Here is a 16,174-nt window from a genome sequence, read left to right on the forward strand (position 1 = left end):
ATTAATATCCAAATCCTGGTATTGTTTGGGTTGTAAGTTTTCTGCTAATAACAGGCCATTCATAATCAATACAATAACCAATAGCTGTGGTTATATGCTGATATTGATTAGTTTGATCCTCTTGAAATGTGGAGCCTTTCTGAAGCTGAACAGTAGACAGCCCTTTATCACACCATTTCGCAGTAACAGGATTAACGAATAAGCTAATATGCCCGTCTGCCGTTTTTATCTTAGCTCTAACTGCGTTCTGTCTATCTTTAATTGCAGGGTGCGCTTGTTTTACTTTTCTTGTGTAAGTCCATCCATTAGCTTTTAACACGCCCTCAATATCAGTATAGTCCGATGCGTGCCCATGTTTCTCACCTGCTTTACCTGCGGGATCACCATAAATTAAGACGTGTTTATTTTTATGGTCTTTGTATTTTTCAACAAATTCTAGTGCCGATTGCTTTGATACAGCGCTTGTAAGCACTATTTCATCTAATATGTACAAGCAATTATCTCTTTTAACTGCTATTGCTGAAGATAACGGAGTGAAATTCTGGTCATGCATCCACATCAATTGCTCATGAGGTTTTATTAGCTCTCTAGTGTGGTTACCTGTGCTGTAATCCTCATAAATCCGACCTGTAGCACCAATAAAATCAGCTTCATACTCTTGCTTATACTGCCTGGTGCTCATCTGTCTTTTAGCTGCTGCTATTGTTTCAACTGGAAGTATGTCAGCACTTTTCCAGTGAAAATAACCCCACTCTGGATCGTTAGCACTTTGCGCATATTGGGCCATATCATAATAATGATTAAGCCCATCGGGAACGCCAATAAGCCAACACCAAGCCTTATAATCTGGTCTAGTAGGATTAAATGTATCTAACGCTGGCCTTATATTTGCTTCCCATGCATCTGCTTTAATATCTGCAATTTCATCTATCACTCCACCTGACCAGAATACACCCTCTATACGTTCCGGCTTATCTAATCCTATTAACTGTATATTTGTGCCGTTATCAAGAAATATTGTTAGTTCGGTCTCCGATGGAGCTTTAGTGCATAAGCTAGAAAAGCAAAGCTTCTTCATGTCTTGCCAGTAAATTTTTTTAACTTGGTCTCTAGTGGGGGCCGCGATAAAATACATTTCATTGGGGTTTATCATCCCCATTTTTGCAACAAACCGCTTAGCACGCTCTGTTTTGCCTGAACGCCTACCAGCAGGGACCACTGGAAATCTAATTCCATTAGATACAGCGTTAACTAACGCCCTTTGTACGTCATGCTCTTTTAATTCATACCACCTGTCCAGTTCTCTTTTTGTTTGCAGTGCTATCATACTGGCAATCTTTCCGCTAACTCTTTAAGTACATCAACCATTTTAGATTGGTCGTTATTCTCTTGTTTTTCATTGAATGCACTAACCGCGACATGCTTACCTAATAGCTCAAGGTTTTTTAATTTGTCGGGCCATTTGATTTTTTTAACGAAAGAAGCTGTATCAACATCATTAGAAAGTAGCTCTTGCACATCTACGCCACTTATCGATTGTCGCCATACTTTAGGCCACTCTTTTATGGGTAGTATGCCTCCTTCATTACTCAGTATATCCGCCACGTCTAGCTGGTCTATTTCAACCAGTCTATTAAGCACATAATCAGCATTTATCTTGGTTCTTTCTGTTCTTTTATCCATGGCTTCTTTTATTGCTTCTGCAACTATGGTTTTATTTAGTAGTTCCATACCTATAAAAGATGCTGACCTTACTGAATAACCCGCCCTTATAGCCGCTTGTGTTGCATTTAAATCTATCAGGTATTCTTTGACGAATAGTTTTTGTTTGTTGGTAAGTTTTCTCATAATGGTTCCTATCGCCTAACGATAAGAAATAGGTTCTTAGTTAGTTTATTCACTCATAACTTATTCTTTGTGCTGGTCTTGCCATAGTGTTAATTCTTATACTTTAGGGTTTGTATCAATTAAGCGCCTTTCCAGTTCTGTTTCAATAGAGTTAATCGCTATTGTTAATGCTAATTTCGCGCTTTCTATTTCATTAGTTGTGTAGCTTGTTATCCCTAATAGATCATCAAATGCTTTTTTGTATCTTATTAGATGCTTTAATCAGTCTTTTATCATTTTTGTTCATCTTGCCAACTCCTTAAACTGTCTACCTGGTCAGCACATAAATTAAGCTGCTTGGTTATCTCTAACGTACATTCGAATAGCTCACCGTTTGTACTTGGTTTGCATTCTTGGATTGAGTAACGTGTACATGGAGTTATTACTGGCGGCTTGATATAAACCGTCTTTACTTCGGTTACTACTTGTTTGTTAGTACAGCCCATTAGGGAGCTTACTATCAGCCCAGCTATTAACAGGTGGATTAGTCTTTTTCGCATTCTTGAACCTTTCTAGTTCTTCCATAGCCTTTTTACTGGTTATGGTTCTTTGTTCTTCAAGCTGGGTTATGTAGCTTCTGTTTTGTTCTGCTTGCTTCTCTAGTAGATCAATAGAGCCTTTTAGGTTTAGGTTAGTCTTTATAACTGTATAAAGCTGACCATTCAGATTGTCTATCTCGTTTAATGCATTGTCTCTATCATTGCGTAAGAGTAGGCAGTAGATAATGAGCAAAGCGCATATAGCACCTAAGCCTATAGAAGCGTATTTAGTGATAGTGTCCATTAGCTAACTCTAGTTTTAATTGCGCCTTTGAGGCGATTTCATTAATTTTGCTTTCTAGCACTGGCTTGCTGTCTTGCCATTGTCTTAATGTTCTACCAGCATAACTCGCTATACTCTGCTCTTGCTTAAACTGAAGCATGGCTTTATTGAGTATTTCCATATAGGAGTTATTGATATTGCTTATCTGTTCGTACATCCAATCAAAAGCATTAATATAGGCTTCTTTTATCTTCGCGGCTTTCTTACCAGTAAATCCCATAACCAAAAACATAAAACCTTGGAAATCCATTTCATATACTTTTGATTCTTTGGTTGCTCCATTACCAATAGCAATGCTTTGAACATGAGTGCAAAAATGCGCTAATGTAAATTCCTTTGAGCAATCAAGCATTCTTATCGATCTTAAAACGCTTTTATGGTCTCTACCAAAATATTCAGCAACCTTTAAAGAAGTTGTAATTGGTTTACCCTCTTTTTCAGATCCCATTTGATCAAAGTTGAATGTATTTAAATTTGTCATGTTTCCACCTATAGAATAATAGTTAAGTTCGCACAGAATTAACGGTTAAGAACTTAGGGAAACATCCGCTATTCTCTTAACTATTATTCTGTAAGTTTCTTTTGATTGCCCATGCGAATAGGCATAAAAAAACCGCCTCAAAGGACGGTTTAAACTGGTTGTGATAATTATTTGATTAGCAGCTCAAAAGGCTCATTATTAAGATCGGTCATAAACTCTTTTAGCGCTACCCTGCTACTTGTAACAACTGGCTGATTATTTAGATTGCCTTTAGCTTTTCCTAACAGAATGCAACCTTGTATGTCTGTTCTGTAGCCTTTCTCTATATCACCACCATAATTACCCGCGTGGATTAGAATAGCTATCCTATTAGGAACGCCACAGACACCATAAACTTTCCCAAATTTAGCACTATTAACAATCCTGCATTGATATGAACCTTTAGGAATACATGACACCTGACGTTTGTTGTCTTTGTCTGGTAGCTCTAATGTATAGAACGTCTTTCCATCGGGTAATGTTATTGTTCCAAACGTGCCATAATCTCTCGATTGTTCTCGAGTTAATGTTAGTTTCATTTAATATTGTTCCTGTACCTAAAAATCTGAAATAACAAAACAATAAGCAGCATCAATGCTGGCAGATTGGGCTGCGCTACTTTGTAACTTGCTAAATGAATAACCCACCCACTTATAGCTATTAGCTTAAATGCATTAACATAGGTATCAATGCATCGCTCATGACTCCTGAAGAAGTCGCGCGCATAAAAATATAAGACGATGAGTAAGATTATGATTGTTAGATTTACTATTAATTGGTTAATTGTCATCATTGCCGCCACCATATCTTTTCTTGATGACTTCGGATATCAGTCCAAATAGTTTTCCATTGCTTATTACATCGATTATTGCAAATATAATAGGTAAAGATATTGCCGATGCTAAACAAGCTATAGCGCCCTCTGTCTTGCTAAAACCCTGCTTAACTAATTCTAAAGCAACATAATACCCAACTACCCATGCAGTAAAAAAACATACGAATTTTTTAAATGGTCTATGTTGAGGTGCTGCAACAAGATAGATAATAGAGCCTATGAGCGCCCCCCATATAGCCGCCGGATGAACACCAGATAAAAGGCCAATGAAAGAGAACCCATATATTCCTAACGTCCAAGTTGATGTGGTTTGTATGGGCATAATTAATTCTTTAGTTTTCAGGCATAAAAAAAGCCCCTGCGGATTAGGCTAGGGGCTGTGTTTTTGTTTAACTTTATTTAGGGTGCAAAAAATAATTATGGTAATTATGCTTAAAAATATCCTCATTGTCAATATTTAACTAATAATAAATAATTTATTAGCATGAACATCTAACTTTTATTATTTTTAAGCAACTTTATCATACTCTAGCCTTATGATTTTTGATACTGGTTCTAGCGCTTTAGAATCGATATAAGCACATGAATTTAATAAGGCATCATATATATATTGCCAGTCTCTAACCCAGTTGTGATTGGAGATATGGACGTTTTTTTCATCCTTTAAAAACTTGCATATGTAGGCGGAGTTTTTAAAAGGACTAGGATTACCCATAATCACATGGAAATATTCAACGATAGCGCACAATGTTAATTCCTTGACTTGCTCCCACTTCTTATCCGTTAGTTTTTCAGCCTTGAAGTTATACCAGAAGTTATCAAATACAGCCTCTTGTGCGCTTTCTAGGTCGTCTTTATTGCGCATAGGCGAGTATATCCAGTTACCAAAACCCTGGATATTTTCAGGTAGCATGGCAATAGCATTTTGCACCCTGCCTTTTAGCCACGCATCCATGCATAGCATTAGGCTGTTATTGACTACGGTCTTTTGAACGGTAGTACCTAACAATAAGAATTGATCTACTGTGTTTTCTTTACCTGTATAGTATGCATCATGCCATGCTTTGCGCGCTGTCGTGTATTTCATGTACTACCCCTCAATTACTTCTAAAACTTGTTTTATTGCTTCGCCCTTGCTAACCATGCCTGTACTAAACCTTAAAACCTTCCACCCTAGCTTTGCGGCTTCGTTATACTTCTCTAAATCCTTTTCGTAACCGCTTCCCCGTGTATGACGACCATTGGTATAGGTTCCCCCTTCTACTTCTACCGCTAGTTTTCGTTCTGGGAATGCAAAGTCAAAACGCCATCTTCTTGTGTCGTGAAATCTGAACTCGCGCTCTGGTGTTAGCTTGTGATCTTTAAAGTGCATCATTAACGTTTCTTCGCCTTTACTTGCCACTACCCACCTCACACGCTTTCTTAGCTTTCTCAGCACTAACAAACCCTGTTATAAACTCGCCTTTAGGATTTGATGCTCTGAATTTTTCTCCGTATTTAGCCACCTTGTATCCTTCCTCTGAAACGATGCACCAGTCGCTAACTTTGGCCCATCTCATTCGGCACCCCACGGACTACCAGTCTCTAGCCAGCGATCACCGCACATATACACTTCGCCATCGTTTCCATTCTGTCCTATGATGTCCATGCGCTCCTCGTCAAAAGCTTCGATTAATTCATGACTCTTTCTGTCTCCTCGGCTACTGTTTAGTAATGGCTTTTGATCTTGGTTTAAGTTCCATTCGTACTCTTTACCGCACTCTGAGCATATTTTTTTGTTCATGCTTGTAAGCTTTACAAAGTTATTGCATTCGTGACTCATACCTTAATAACCCCCTCTTTTCGCAATATAGCCTGAGTTCTCATAACCCCTTCCAAGTGACATAATCGAACAAATTCATTCTCCAAAATACGTGTACGACGATCTATTTCATCGTGGCAGCTACTACACGCCCAAGCCCCTTGCATATCATCAGGCTTTATTCCAGTTCCGCACGTACCAGCCATACGATAATGAGCGAGTACAGTTGTTTCTGGGTTGTGGTTGCAGATACCGTCCAGCCTTACTTGGCATTCTCTGCCCTTAGCTAGTTTTCTTAGGTCTGTCATGCTGCCTCACTCCAATAGATAAAGTCATATTCTCTAGCACTCCATTTGATGCCGTTTTCAGCACCGAATGAATGCATAAGCTCTATTAGGTCGCTCATTTCTTTTACAGTCATACGGCTTGTTCTGCGGCCTAATAAGACAATTCCGCCACTAATTCCCTCGGCTACTCTCATTTCTTGATGTAAACTGGCAGTTAATAGGTCTTTCCAGTCAGTAGGGGTTATCTTTTGAAGGACTCCATTAACAACCCACTGTTTTTGATTTGATAGGTCGGTCAGCATGGCCCACATCTTAGAGTTTTGTTCTAACGTTCTTTTAGCTTTTGCAGGGCGAACGATAACTTCTACTGCTTCATTAGTAGCTAATTGAGTAGCGAACAAATAAGCTAGTTTGAATACGTTTTTAGTCTTGTCTAATGAGTCTATGATGTAATGTTTTTTGTTATTTGCCATCACTTCACCGCCTCCAATATCGCCTGATACTGTTTAGCTTTAGCAAGGTCTTTTAGAGCATCTTCATGAGTTCCTTTTTGACCAGCTCTGAGCTTGTATTTTAGGATGTTGCCTTTTAAATATCCTCTGTACTGCTCATCAGTCATTACAGCTCTCATAACATCTAAGGCTTCTAAGCCTTCGTATATTTGATAGTGTTTTGGGTTTGTTATATCATTCATGCTCTAGCCTCCTTTATGGCTTTTTCCACTTCTTCAAGCGAAAAACCATGTTTTAAGCCATATCTATAACAGTTTCTTTCATTTACTAAATTGGCTAATTCTTCTTGCTTGATAAAAGAATATCCTTCTCTAGCCTCCTTGATAAAAGTCATCCAATGAGTGTCTGATCTTTTGCCTGACTTATGGCCAAATACTGGTTTATTGTCCGTAAGGGATAATATTTCTTTGACTGGTATTTGTATTTCGTTCCATTTAAATATCAGTACGCCATTAGGCTTTAGTACTCGAAAGCATTCGGCGAAACCTTTTTTTATATCTTCTTGCCAGTTTTGGCCAAGCTTCCCATATTTGAGAGCAAGCCAGCTTTTATCACCTGCCCTGACTAAATGAGGTGGATCAAATACGACTACGCTAAAACTATTGTCATTAAATTGAAGGTTACGGAAATCTAGCAATACATCTGGATTAATCTCCAAGGCTCTACCATCACAAAGGGTATGTGACTCTTTTCTTTGATCACCAAATAAAACACGTTGGTCTTGTTTATCGAAATAGAACATGCGTGATCCGCAGCAAACATCTAATACTACATTCATGCTCTAGCCTCCTCTGAATCTTTATCTAGTCGATCTCTGTTATCTACTGAACATGCCCAAATATATTTAGATGCGTCATATGCGCCCTCAATACCTTGCTTTGCTAACTCTTCAAGATGAGCTTCAAGAGACATTAACTCTAGCTCTGCTCCAAAATCAGTACGCGTTTCTAGCTCTGCAATAAATTCTTTTACCTGTGCAATACGCTCTTGAATGGTCATGCTCTGGCCTCCTTTGTTCTGCTGGAGGTCCAGTCAAAACCTATGGCCTCTCCGCCTTCTCTGAGTCGGTCCACTACTCGATCACCTAGGTAATTTGGTAATTCAGATGGCCCATGATTTGAGATGATGATGGTTGGTAGCATGTTTTCGTAACGGTCATTGATGATGTCGAATAGGGCCGTTAATTCAAATTCGCTAGACTTCTGTACACCAATCTCGTCAATGATTAATAAGTCAGGATCTGAAAATAGTTGATAAATGTCTAACTCTCTTGTATCCGAATTGTTAAAGGTGGATCTGATAAGGCGTAAAACATTGCCTACTGTCGAATAGAGGGCCGTTCTTCCCTGCTCTCGGATAATCTTGTTGGCTATGGCATTGGCTAGATGAGTTTTTCCCGTACCAACACCACCAAGAAGCAATAAGGATTTACCAGTCTCGTAGTTTTCGTTGAACTGGTCCGCATATCGTAAGCATTTTGCGAGGGCCCTTTTCTGACCTTCATTGTCGGCTAGGTAGTTTTCAAATCCTTTGTTTTGAAAGCGTGGCGGTATGCAGGCATTGCCTAGACGCTTTTCGATCGATACTCGTCTAGCTTCGATAGCCGCCCGTTCTTGTTCGGCTCTGTTTTCTGCATCGCGTTTTTCTTGTTGGCATTGTTCACAGGTGGACCATCTGTCACCATCGCGTAAACAAATTAAATTGGCTTTGTACTCACCATGCTTTTCACAGGTCCTAGTCTCAGTATCTAAAATCGTGAATAGTTTTCTCACTGTGTTCATCAGAATTTAACCTCACCGTTAGGGCCAACTTCAAAGTTAAAATTACTAACATTCGCCTGCATGGATGGTTTGCGGTCGGGGAACTGTCGAATATTATTTTTTGGGTTTGGGAATAAGCCCTGCCAACCGCAAGCAATTGATTTTTTGATAACGTCATCTGGATTAGGACAGTTAACCAGATCAACAGCCTGTTGTTTACACATGGTTTCAGTTAGAGGCTTTTTGATCTCAGACCTGTACTTAACCCACATGGACCATGTTTCTACAGATACGTTTTCAGGTTTAGCTAGCAATGGATTAAATTTTTTATTACTGGACTTGGTTTTTTTTGTATTATTTTTTTTAATATCTGTATCTGTATCTGTATCTGTATCTGTATGGTTCAACGTTTGTTTAACGTCCGTTGAACGTTCGTTATTAGTATTAGCTGAACGAGCTTTAGCAGAACGCTTTCCAGCATTAGATGCTTTAATGGATTTTTCCCTTACCGCATCTAAATCATGTTCAATACGATTATGTTTCCACTCTATACAATCGTTATGCTGAATAATTACGAAGAATTCTTTCAGTTGTTCCGATACTTCTAACCATTCATTAATAGTTAGTCGAGCAATAGATGCTAAACGTTTGTTGAGCGTTTGTTCATCCTTTGCTTTGAAGGATTCTCCACGCTGCCAGTAATTAAACATTAATAGTAAGTAGGCTCCATTTTCCAAAGTGGTTAGATGGGCCGTGTCAGCTAAGTAATCTGCTGTATATAACTGAATGTATGGTAGTGCTGCCATTATGCTACCTCTCCTAATCTGTTAGCCCATAGCTCACTAATCCAGTTAAAGCCTTTAGGGGTTATTTTCATTTGTGTGTATGAGTGGCCTGTTTTGGTTACATCAGTCTTAACAATAAAACGGCCTGAATTTACATGTTGTTGCTTTGGTGTCATCGTTCCGTTTGTGATGTAGATGATCCCGTTTTCAATCAGGAATAATTTAAGTTCAGGCTCTTTAGCATTTAGTAACTTAGCCACTTGTCTAAAGTTGTAATTGCCTTCTGCTTTTACGTAGTTGTCTACAAAGTCAACGGCTGGCTTTTGTTGTTCTATGATTAATTTTTGCTTATTATTTTCTTCCACTAAGTCAGCAGCTAAACGCAAAGCATCGGGTAAGGTTTGAGGAACATTTAAAAATATTCCATTTAACTTAGCTAAAACCATTCTTCTTACTTTTTTAGATTCGCGCATAGCTACCAGCATGCACATATCTTTAGTTAACTCAAAAACAACTGACTCCGTATTGTTCAAATTTTGTACTACAAAACTTTTGTAGTTAAAATCTGATAGCTCGTCAGCTACTCTTGCGTGAAAAACATTAGAGCGAATTGAGTTTTCGCCCTCTTGTTCTCTTACATTATTAATAACGTCTAGTAACTCTCTACTTGACATTGTTACGTTTTCGTTTAATATTAGGTTCATTGTTTGATACTCCTTTATTTAAACCGCACGCCAATGCGGTTTTTTATTGCTTGAAAATTGTTAAAGCGACTTGTACAAACTTCTCAACTGCTTTGTGAGCTTCTGTTTTTTCATTTAATATTTGCTTTTCTTCCTTACGGTCAATCACTCCATCATCTTCATAACTGTTTGCTACAGTACTTAATAAACCGCTTAAAGCTTTTTGTAGTTGAGACTGGATAACTAATAAATCTTTATTCTCATGTTCAACATCAGGCAGGGTTATAACTACAGCATGATGACGAGCCGCCATTGCTTCTGTTATATGTGAAGTTTCACTAATAGACTCAATCATTAATGCTTCATGTAAAGCCAAAGATTGTCCTTTCTTTTCGTAAACACGATTCTCTAAAGCATCTACTGACATACCTAAAGCCGCAGCCATAGCTGACCAGCCACCTTGATATGATTTAATTGCTTTTTGTACTGCTGCTCTCATTTCACAAACTCTCTATATTTTCGGTGGTTTATCTTTAAGCGTTCACAATGGATAATTTGCTCATCGTTAATTACTCAAGGATTTAATATGGTTTATGCGGCTTCAATCTTTTTTGATGGAACAGGCCTTCTTTCTTCAGCCCTAAGAACGTTGTTCTCTTCATCAATAAATAAAATGATGTTTCTATCTTTTCTATACATCAAAGAAACGGCACTTTGATTAACACCCAAACCTTCAGCAATTTTCACTTGTGAACCTAGGCCGTTATCTAGGTAATCTTTTAATGGTATTTCTTTCATTTTGGATTCCTTATGCCCCAAATAATAAATAGTAGCAATGCTAATATATATCAACGAAATAAAAATAGCAATGGTGTTTGCTCAAGTATTAGTAAAGCTAATATCATTGGTGACATGAAAAGAAGAGAACTTACAGATGAAGAAAAAGCTGAAAGCTTGCGTCTAAAATCTATCTATGAAGCTAGAAAAGATGAAGCTAAGGCATCAGGAAGAAAATTAAATCAGACAGATATTTCTGAGCAATGCGGCTGGTCAAATCAAAGCGCTTTTAGCCAGTTTGCAAATGGGCGCATACCTTTAAATCTTGAAGCACTATTGAAACTTTCTAGCGCATTAAATTTCGATGTCTCAGAAGTAAGCCCTCGCCTTGCAAAATTAATCAACAAACCATTGCTAAACAAAAAGCAAGATCATATCGAAGTAATTGGAGATATTAGTCCTTGGGATGACAACACCCCTTTAGATGATGACGAAGTTGAAATACCGCTAATTAAAGATATTCAATTAAGCGCAGGATGCGGACGTATAGCTTCGTCAGAACATAACACAGGTAGAAAGCTAAGGTTTGATAAAAAGACTCTCATCAAGCAAGGTGTAAGCTTCAATTATGCGCTTTGTGTCCCTGTATCGGGTAATAGCATGGAGCCACTAATACAAGACGGTTCTGTAGTCGGAATAGACACAGCTAACACTAATATAGTAGACGGAAAAATATACGCTGTTGTTATTGAGAACGAACTAGCAAGAGTTAAGCAATTGTATAGACTACCCAATAACAGGGTTAGATTACGCTCATTTAATCGTGACGAGTACGAAGATGAAGAATATAGCCTTGACGATATTAGAGTGGTAGGTAAAGTATTTTGGTCATCAGTGCTATGGGATTAGCACAGGGTTTTGATGATAGATGGAGATTGTAATTACAACTTTTTGCTATGGCGTAAATATTTTTATTCTATATAATAAATAATAGATTTTTTTATAGATATTCAAACAGGTTCTTATGGGGCAGGCTCTTATAAACCCAAAAATGCTTACATGGTCTCGCAATAGAGAAGGCTTAAGCGTGGAACAAATGTCTATTAAATTTAAAAAAAGCCAAGAAATGATTTTAGAGTGGGAACAAGGAGTATCTAAATTAACTTTTAATCAGGCTATGGAGTGGGCTAGGTATACACACACACCGTTCGGATATTTATACTTAAAAAATCCTCCTGTTGAAACCATCAATATCCCTGACAGAAGAACTATTGATGGTGCTAAAAAGAACATCAGTCCTGAACTGCGAGATACAATTAATGATGTACTCATTAAACAAGAATGGTATAAAGATTATTTGATAAAAAATGATCTTATAACTGAGAGCGTAGTAGGTAATTTTACACTTCAAGATAATTACAATAAAGTTGTTAGCGACATAAGAAAAAAATTAGCTATAGAGATACCTCCAACTAAGGGAAAGTGGGATGATCTATTTAGAGATATTATAAAAAAAATTGAGTCTTTAGGTGTTCTTGTAATGCGGAATGGGATAGTAAAAAATAACACCTCTAGACCTTTGAGTGTTGAGGATTTTAGAGGCTTTGCTATCTATGATGAAATTGCCCCTGTAATCTTTATCAATACCAATGATGCTAAATCAGCACAGCTATTTACTCTTATTCATGAATTAGCTCATTTATGGATAGGCAGCTCCGCCATATCTAACTTAACAAACATAAACGATAATGATAATGAAGAAACTTTCTGTAATGCCGTTGCAGCAGAATATCTTGTTCCTTCAGATTTATTCAAAAACAAATGGGAAAGTTTAAGCCCCGATAATATCGAAGAATGTGCGCTAGAATTATCTAAGTATTTCAGAGTTAGTAAGTGGGTGATTGCCAGAAGAGCATTAACCTTATCTTTAATTTCTAAGCAAGAATACCAAGAGTATATAAATATTATTAATGATAAAGTTAAATCTTCAACAAATGGAAGCGGCAACTATAACAAAATGCAAAAAGCACGTGTAAGTAATACGCTAGCAAGAGCGGTTACTTCTGAAGCATTAAATTCTCGGATTTTATTGAGTGATGCCTATGATCTTATAGGAATAAAGCCTAGCAACTTAGCTTCTTTTGCCGAAAAGGAGTTAAATAATTAATGTATTTAATTGACTCAAATATATTTATAGATGCACAGAATAACTACTACAGGAGGCAGTTCTGCCCTGCCTTTTGGGATTTTATTGATGCTCAGTTTGAAAAAGGACATTTTCGAAGTATTATAAGTGTATATATTGAACTTCAAAAACAAGATGATAATGTCGCAGAATGGATCAAAAATAGAAAGTCATATTTTCTACCTATAGATGATGAAACAACACAAATTAACTTTGCTGCTATAAACTCATACGTAGAAGACTATTATTTACCAATAAACCCAGACAGGGCGCGAAAGCAAATAAATAAATTTGCGGATGGTGCTGATCCATTTTTAATCGCTAAAGCCTTGACTCTTGGCGCAAAGATCATTACACATGAAAAATATATTAAAGACCCCAAGTGTTTTACCCCAAAAATACCAACTATATGTAAGGAATTTAATGTCGAATGCGTGAACCTTTTTGATTTTCTTAACAATTCAGAAAACCTGTTCATTCTCAACAAATAGTGCTTAAGCCCTCCCAAGGGCTTTTTTATTGCCTGCCATATTTACCCCTCCTTACCTAAAATATTTAAAAATAAATTCCTTTTTAGATCAGACAGATACAATAAGATATTAGCAATATTAATAATAATATTAGCATTGCTATTTACATATAATAATAGCAGTGCTAATATAACCCCATCAAAACACAAAACAGGGTTATCAAAATGAACTCAGAACTAATCAACCAAAGAAACTTAGAAGTTGCTCAGTTTGCATTTGATAACGCTCAAGAGAAGTTTGATAAACCTGAACTACCAGATTACTTAATCGAAAGAAAAGTAAAGCCATATGCTCATGAGCTAGCAACTACTGGTAAATGTGAAGCACTAGGTTTTACAGATGATGAGGAACCAATGGACGAATATGAAGCTTATACATTGGCTTATAACACGGTTCTTGAAGATCACTTATCTATGAATGATGGGGAGTTATAAAGATGAAAATCATACCAACATACCAAAAAAGAGCATTAGCAGAGCTTCATATCAGAGTCGAGGAGTTAAGACCTGAGTACTCCACTACTTGCGAATTTAGAAAATACGAGTTTGAAAGCCGTATTTATGATGAGAACGATATCGTTTTATTAGGATTTCATGTAGAGCATTTTTCAATAGAACTTGGGGCAGGTGCTACTAATTTGGACGCATACCAAAAGAAGCTAGCCGCATTAGTAGATCAGCTAGCTAGTGAGGCCGCCTAAATGAGAATCACACTAGACATTCTTTTTATATTAACTGCTGTATCAGCTATAGCTTTAAAGGTGGCTTAGATGGGCGAAACAATATTAAACGTAACTTGCGGTGCTTTATTTAGTGCAATGGTTATCTGGTCAATTGTTAGTTGGGCAATGTAGCAATCTTCACCAAGCGCATTATGCAGTGCGTTTGCTAAAGATGGTTAAACAACAGGAGAAAGAAAAATGAACGAAACAGTTGAAGAAACGCTTAAAGGACTTAACAGAAATAGAAGCCCTTTTGATTAGTTAAAAGCTATACAAGGTTAAGCGGCTATCTACCTTTAAATGATAGCTCACAGTGACAAGCAGAAAGCTTTGAGCTTCCCACTGGTTCGGTGCATAAGGCCGATAAGATAGGAATGATAGCGGCAAGATGCGCGGTTATCAGTAGCTAAGACGAATGGACAAACTTAGCATACTTATTATCAGCAACCGTATGGAGAATACGCACACTTTAATGAATCAAAAAGTTGGAGTGTAAAAAGATAAGCAAAAAAAGCTAACACAACAAAAATAATCAATAAAACAATAAAAGATTTATATTTTTTATTCTTTAATAATTTAATAAAGAATATTAAAAAGACAATTGTAGTTATTGCAAAAAAGGCAAAAACAATCGCTATACCCAACATACTTAACCACCTTTGAAGTTTAGGGGCGATTTTACATTTAAACATTAAGTTAAGAAAGTTAATTAACAAAACAATCCTATACAGGGTGGTTTTATTAGTTAATTGAATAGTATGAGTTCAGAAACCATTCATTCACAAATGATAAAACAATTCTTGTGCAAATATATCACCTATATATAATGAGGAGAAACATGAATGTATGAGGAATGGCTTATGGATAACCTACCGAGCAAATCTTCTGTAAAAAAAGCAGGTGAGAGATTATGCTATTTTCTAGAAAATGATCTAACCGACGATAGATTAATAGATTATGACGCAGATAAAGACATAGATATTATTTCAATGTGGAGAACATTGCATGAAATACCAATGAAAATACTAAGAGGTTCTCTAAGAAGCAAACTAACAAGAAATACACTATATAAAAAAAGCACCCTTTCTAGAAGATTAAAGAGGATGCCATCAATAATAAATAAATTAATCAGATTCAAAGGAATGTCCGCATCCAGAATGCAGGATATTGCAGGCATAAGAATAATTTTAGAAAATATCACTCAAGTTAACAGTTTTAGAAATGAATGCATAAAAAGCTATTTTGTAAAAAAAAATCTCTCTTTTGTCTTAGTCGATGAAGATGATTATATCCTTACACCTAAAGATGACGGCTATAGATCAGTACATCAAATATATGAATATACAGGAAAGAAACATCCTGAACTTAAAGGTTTTAAAGTAGAACTGCAAATCAGAACTAATTTACAGCATGCTTGGTCAACAGCCGTAGAGACATTTGATTTACTACACAAATCAAAAATAAAAGCTGGAAAAGGAGACCAAAGCCACAGAGCTTTCTTTAAGTTATGTAGTGCAGCATTCTCAATTAAAGAAAACAAACAAATAACCTCTGATCTAGCAAACTTATCTGAGGTTGAAATACACAATAAAATAAAAAGCTTAAATACTAAGCTAAAAATTCTGGATAAATTAGCAGGCGTATCTGTTGCAACAAAACATATAACATCAAATATAAAAGTAAAAGATGAGTTTCGTGATGCAAAATATTTTTTGCTCGTTTTAAATCTAAAGACTCGACTTTTAAATGTTTCTCCATTCAAATCTTTAAAAACTGCTACTGAACATTATTCAAAAAAGGAGGCAGAAGCTAATAGAGCAGATAGTTTACTTGAAGTAGTTTTAATTTCACTTGATGACATTAAAAAAATTAAAAAAGCTTATCCTAATTACTTTTTAGACAGCTCAGCTTTTATCAAGGAAATAACAAAAATCATTGATAATATCTAAGTTCTTATTAAGAAATTTAGCCATGCCAAGGACGGCAATTAAAACTTATACATCAAATAAGCAGCAGAAAGAACCATAATATAAATTGATACTTTGCGTAAAGAACCTTTGCAAAAGCAG

At 36.6% G+C, this 16,174-nt stretch carries 27 protein-coding genes; 6 read left to right on the top strand and 21 right to left on the bottom strand.

The window, feature by feature from the left end:
• Position 1 precedes the first annotated feature (1 nt).
• The 21 genes from DM558_RS07550 to DM558_RS07640 form a co-directional block, all read right to left on the bottom strand.
• On the bottom strand, positions 2-1,327 hold the full coding sequence (locus DM558_RS07550; RefSeq protein ID WP_127163173.1) for a hypothetical protein: 1,326 nt from the start codon (positions 1,325-1,327) through the stop codon (positions 2-4).
• On the bottom strand, positions 1,324-1,848 hold the full coding sequence (locus DM558_RS07555) for a terminase small subunit (protein WP_127163175.1): 525 nt from the start codon (positions 1,846-1,848) through the stop codon (positions 1,324-1,326). The genes DM558_RS07550 and DM558_RS07555 overlap by 4 nt, the downstream gene beginning before the upstream one ends.
• Before the next feature lie 272 nt (positions 1,849-2,120).
• Complete coding sequence (gene lysC / locus DM558_RS16035; RefSeq protein WP_407644299.1) at positions 2,121-2,387, bottom strand: Rz1-like lysis system protein LysC; 267 nt, start codon at positions 2,385-2,387, stop codon at positions 2,121-2,123.
• Positions 2,320-2,670 carry a hypothetical protein gene (locus tag DM558_RS07560; RefSeq protein WP_127163177.1) on the bottom strand — a complete coding sequence of 117 codons (351 nt, stop codon included), beginning with the start codon at positions 2,668-2,670 and terminating at the stop codon, positions 2,320-2,322. The genes lysC and DM558_RS07560 overlap by 68 nt, the downstream gene beginning before the upstream one ends.
• On the bottom strand, positions 2,654-3,190 hold the full coding sequence (locus DM558_RS07565; RefSeq protein ID WP_127163179.1) for a Rha family transcriptional regulator: 537 nt from the start codon (positions 3,188-3,190) through the stop codon (positions 2,654-2,656). The genes DM558_RS07560 and DM558_RS07565 overlap by 17 nt, the downstream gene beginning before the upstream one ends.
• Before the next feature lie 167 nt (positions 3,191-3,357).
• Complete coding sequence (locus tag DM558_RS07570) at positions 3,358-3,768, bottom strand: DUF5675 family protein (protein WP_127163181.1); 411 nt, start codon at positions 3,766-3,768, stop codon at positions 3,358-3,360.
• Positions 3,769-4,008: 240 nt separating this feature from the next.
• Positions 4,009-4,386, bottom strand: coding sequence for a putative holin (locus tag DM558_RS07575; RefSeq protein ID WP_127163183.1), 378 nt, complete (start codon positions 4,384-4,386; stop codon positions 4,009-4,011).
• Between the two features lie 186 nt (positions 4,387-4,572).
• Positions 4,573-5,151 (bottom strand): hypothetical protein, encoded by a 579-nt coding sequence (locus DM558_RS07580; protein ID WP_127163185.1) that lies wholly within the window; start codon positions 5,149-5,151, stop codon positions 4,573-4,575.
• Positions 5,152-5,154: 3 nt separating this feature from the next.
• Positions 5,155-5,466, bottom strand: coding sequence for a DUF559 domain-containing protein (locus DM558_RS07585; protein ID WP_228411839.1), 312 nt, complete (start codon positions 5,464-5,466; stop codon positions 5,155-5,157).
• Positions 5,456-5,623, bottom strand: coding sequence for a hypothetical protein (locus tag DM558_RS15640; RefSeq protein ID WP_164731421.1), 168 nt, complete (start codon positions 5,621-5,623; stop codon positions 5,456-5,458). The genes DM558_RS07585 and DM558_RS15640 overlap by 11 nt, the downstream gene beginning before the upstream one ends.
• The gene (locus DM558_RS07590; protein ID WP_127163187.1) at positions 5,620-5,886 is read right to left on the bottom strand and encodes a hypothetical protein; all 267 of its coding nucleotides are present in this window, start codon (positions 5,884-5,886) and stop codon (positions 5,620-5,622) included. Before DM558_RS07590 ends, DM558_RS15640 begins: the two co-directional genes overlap by 4 nt.
• Positions 5,883-6,173, bottom strand: a complete 291-nt coding sequence (locus DM558_RS07595; RefSeq protein ID WP_127163189.1) for a DUF1364 domain-containing protein — start codon at positions 6,171-6,173, stop codon at positions 5,883-5,885. The genes DM558_RS07590 and DM558_RS07595 overlap by 4 nt, the downstream gene beginning before the upstream one ends.
• Positions 6,170-6,625, bottom strand: a complete 456-nt coding sequence (locus DM558_RS07600; protein WP_127163191.1) for a recombination protein NinB — start codon at positions 6,623-6,625, stop codon at positions 6,170-6,172. Before DM558_RS07600 ends, DM558_RS07595 begins: the two co-directional genes overlap by 4 nt.
• Positions 6,625-6,846, bottom strand: a complete 222-nt coding sequence (locus DM558_RS07605; protein ID WP_127163192.1) for a DUF3310 domain-containing protein — start codon at positions 6,844-6,846, stop codon at positions 6,625-6,627. The genes DM558_RS07600 and DM558_RS07605 overlap by 1 nt, the downstream gene beginning before the upstream one ends.
• Positions 6,843-7,442, bottom strand: coding sequence for a class I SAM-dependent methyltransferase (locus tag DM558_RS07610; RefSeq protein WP_127163194.1), 600 nt, complete (start codon positions 7,440-7,442; stop codon positions 6,843-6,845). The genes DM558_RS07605 and DM558_RS07610 overlap by 4 nt, the downstream gene beginning before the upstream one ends.
• The gene (locus DM558_RS07615; protein WP_127163196.1) at positions 7,439-7,663 is read right to left on the bottom strand and encodes a hypothetical protein; all 225 of its coding nucleotides are present in this window, start codon (positions 7,661-7,663) and stop codon (positions 7,439-7,441) included. Before DM558_RS07615 ends, DM558_RS07610 begins: the two co-directional genes overlap by 4 nt.
• Entirely contained in the window at positions 7,660-8,445 is a 786-nt protein-coding gene (locus DM558_RS07620; protein ID WP_127163198.1) for an ATP-binding protein, read from the bottom strand. Before DM558_RS07620 ends, DM558_RS07615 begins: the two co-directional genes overlap by 4 nt.
• On the bottom strand, positions 8,445-9,230 hold the full coding sequence (locus tag DM558_RS07625) for a YdaU family protein (protein WP_127163200.1): 786 nt from the start codon (positions 9,228-9,230) through the stop codon (positions 8,445-8,447). Before DM558_RS07625 ends, DM558_RS07620 begins: the two co-directional genes overlap by 1 nt.
• Entirely contained in the window at positions 9,230-9,913 is a 684-nt protein-coding gene (locus DM558_RS07630) for a phage antirepressor KilAC domain-containing protein (protein WP_127163202.1), read from the bottom strand. Before DM558_RS07630 ends, DM558_RS07625 begins: the two co-directional genes overlap by 1 nt.
• A 43-nt stretch (positions 9,914-9,956) precedes the next feature.
• Entirely contained in the window at positions 9,957-10,391 is a 435-nt protein-coding gene (locus tag DM558_RS07635; RefSeq protein WP_127163204.1) for a YmfL family putative regulatory protein, read from the bottom strand.
• A gap of 92 nt (positions 10,392-10,483) precedes the next feature.
• Complete coding sequence (locus DM558_RS07640) at positions 10,484-10,690, bottom strand: Cro/CI family transcriptional regulator (protein WP_127163206.1); 207 nt, start codon at positions 10,688-10,690, stop codon at positions 10,484-10,486.
• Positions 10,691-10,702: 12 nt separating this feature from the next.
• Here DM558_RS07640 and DM558_RS07645 point away from each other — a divergent pair, with 12 nt between their 5' ends.
• From DM558_RS07645 to DM558_RS07670, 6 genes are all read left to right on the top strand, one after another.
• Entirely contained in the window at positions 10,703-11,578 is an 876-nt protein-coding gene (locus DM558_RS07645; protein WP_228411840.1) for an XRE family transcriptional regulator, read from the top strand.
• Between the two features lie 115 nt (positions 11,579-11,693).
• Positions 11,694-12,836, top strand: coding sequence for an ImmA/IrrE family metallo-endopeptidase (locus DM558_RS07650; protein WP_127163208.1), 1,143 nt, complete (start codon positions 11,694-11,696; stop codon positions 12,834-12,836).
• Positions 12,836-13,345 carry a DUF4411 family protein gene (locus DM558_RS07655; protein WP_127163210.1) on the top strand — a complete coding sequence of 170 codons (510 nt, stop codon included), beginning with the start codon at positions 12,836-12,838 and terminating at the stop codon, positions 13,343-13,345. The genes DM558_RS07650 and DM558_RS07655 overlap by 1 nt, the downstream gene beginning before the upstream one ends.
• A 203-nt stretch (positions 13,346-13,548) precedes the next feature.
• Entirely contained in the window at positions 13,549-13,818 is a 270-nt protein-coding gene (locus DM558_RS07660) for a hypothetical protein (protein ID WP_127163212.1), read from the top strand.
• Between the two features lie 2 nt (positions 13,819-13,820).
• Entirely contained in the window at positions 13,821-14,084 is a 264-nt protein-coding gene (locus DM558_RS07665; protein ID WP_127163214.1) for a hypothetical protein, read from the top strand.
• A gap of 863 nt (positions 14,085-14,947) precedes the next feature.
• Positions 14,948-16,054 carry a nucleotidyltransferase family protein gene (locus tag DM558_RS07670; protein WP_127163216.1) on the top strand — a complete coding sequence of 369 codons (1,107 nt, stop codon included), beginning with the start codon at positions 14,948-14,950 and terminating at the stop codon, positions 16,052-16,054.
• Positions 16,055-16,174 lie beyond the last annotated feature (120 nt).

This window comes from Entomomonas moraniae, from assembly GCF_003991975.1.
Taxonomy (GTDB): Bacteria; Pseudomonadota; Gammaproteobacteria; order Pseudomonadales; family Pseudomonadaceae; genus Entomomonas; species Entomomonas moraniae.

Coding starts and splice junctions, on each gene's coding strand:
- DM558_RS07565 (WP_127163179.1), bottom strand. CDS start 3,190: ATGACAAATTTAAATACATTCAACTTTGATCAAATGGGATCTGAAAAA.
- DM558_RS07640 (WP_127163206.1), bottom strand. CDS start 10,690: ATGAAAGAAATACCATTAAAAGATTACCTAGATAACGGCCTAGGTTCA.
- DM558_RS07590 (WP_127163187.1), bottom strand. CDS start 5,886: ATGAGTCACGAATGCAATAACTTTGTAAAGCTTACAAGCATGAACAAA.
- DM558_RS07560 (WP_127163177.1), bottom strand. CDS start 2,670: ATGGACACTATCACTAAATACGCTTCTATAGGCTTAGGTGCTATATGC.
- DM558_RS07595 (WP_127163189.1), bottom strand. CDS start 6,173: ATGACAGACCTAAGAAAACTAGCTAAGGGCAGAGAATGCCAAGTAAGG.
- DM558_RS07665 (WP_127163214.1), top strand. CDS start 13,821: ATGAAAATCATACCAACATACCAAAAAAGAGCATTAGCAGAGCTTCAT.
- DM558_RS07630 (WP_127163202.1), bottom strand. CDS start 9,913: ATGAACCTAATATTAAACGAAAACGTAACAATGTCAAGTAGAGAGTTA.
- DM558_RS07625 (WP_127163200.1), bottom strand. CDS start 9,230: ATGGCAGCACTACCATACATTCAGTTATATACAGCAGATTACTTAGCT.
- DM558_RS07600 (WP_127163191.1), bottom strand. CDS start 6,625: ATGGCAAATAACAAAAAACATTACATCATAGACTCATTAGACAAGACT.
- DM558_RS07580 (WP_127163185.1), bottom strand. CDS start 5,151: ATGAAATACACGACAGCGCGCAAAGCATGGCATGATGCATACTATACA.
- DM558_RS07635 (WP_127163204.1), bottom strand. CDS start 10,391: ATGAGAGCAGCAGTACAAAAAGCAATTAAATCATATCAAGGTGGCTGG.
- lysC (WP_407644299.1), bottom strand. CDS start 2,387: ATGCGAAAAAGACTAATCCACCTGTTAATAGCTGGGCTGATAGTAAGC.
- DM558_RS07555 (WP_127163175.1), bottom strand. CDS start 1,848: ATGAGAAAACTTACCAACAAACAAAAACTATTCGTCAAAGAATACCTG.
- DM558_RS07610 (WP_127163194.1), bottom strand. CDS start 7,442: ATGAATGTAGTATTAGATGTTTGCTGCGGATCACGCATGTTCTATTTC.
- DM558_RS07670 (WP_127163216.1), top strand. CDS start 14,948: ATGTATGAGGAATGGCTTATGGATAACCTACCGAGCAAATCTTCTGTA.
- DM558_RS07605 (WP_127163192.1), bottom strand. CDS start 6,846: ATGAATGATATAACAAACCCAAAACACTATCAAATATACGAAGGCTTA.
- DM558_RS07620 (WP_127163198.1), bottom strand. CDS start 8,445: ATGAACACAGTGAGAAAACTATTCACGATTTTAGATACTGAGACTAGG.
- DM558_RS07570 (WP_127163181.1), bottom strand. CDS start 3,768: ATGAAACTAACATTAACTCGAGAACAATCGAGAGATTATGGCACGTTT.
- DM558_RS07550 (WP_127163173.1), bottom strand. CDS start 1,327: ATGATAGCACTGCAAACAAAAAGAGAACTGGACAGGTGGTATGAATTA.
- DM558_RS15640 (WP_164731421.1), bottom strand. CDS start 5,623: ATGAGATGGGCCAAAGTTAGCGACTGGTGCATCGTTTCAGAGGAAGGA.
- DM558_RS07615 (WP_127163196.1), bottom strand. CDS start 7,663: ATGACCATTCAAGAGCGTATTGCACAGGTAAAAGAATTTATTGCAGAG.
- DM558_RS07645 (WP_228411840.1), top strand. CDS start 10,703: ATGCCCCAAATAATAAATAGTAGCAATGCTAATATATATCAACGAAAT.
- DM558_RS07575 (WP_127163183.1), bottom strand. CDS start 4,386: ATGCCCATACAAACCACATCAACTTGGACGTTAGGAATATATGGGTTC.
- DM558_RS07660 (WP_127163212.1), top strand. CDS start 13,549: ATGAACTCAGAACTAATCAACCAAAGAAACTTAGAAGTTGCTCAGTTT.
- DM558_RS07655 (WP_127163210.1), top strand. CDS start 12,836: ATGTATTTAATTGACTCAAATATATTTATAGATGCACAGAATAACTAC.
- DM558_RS07650 (WP_127163208.1), top strand. CDS start 11,694: ATGGGGCAGGCTCTTATAAACCCAAAAATGCTTACATGGTCTCGCAAT.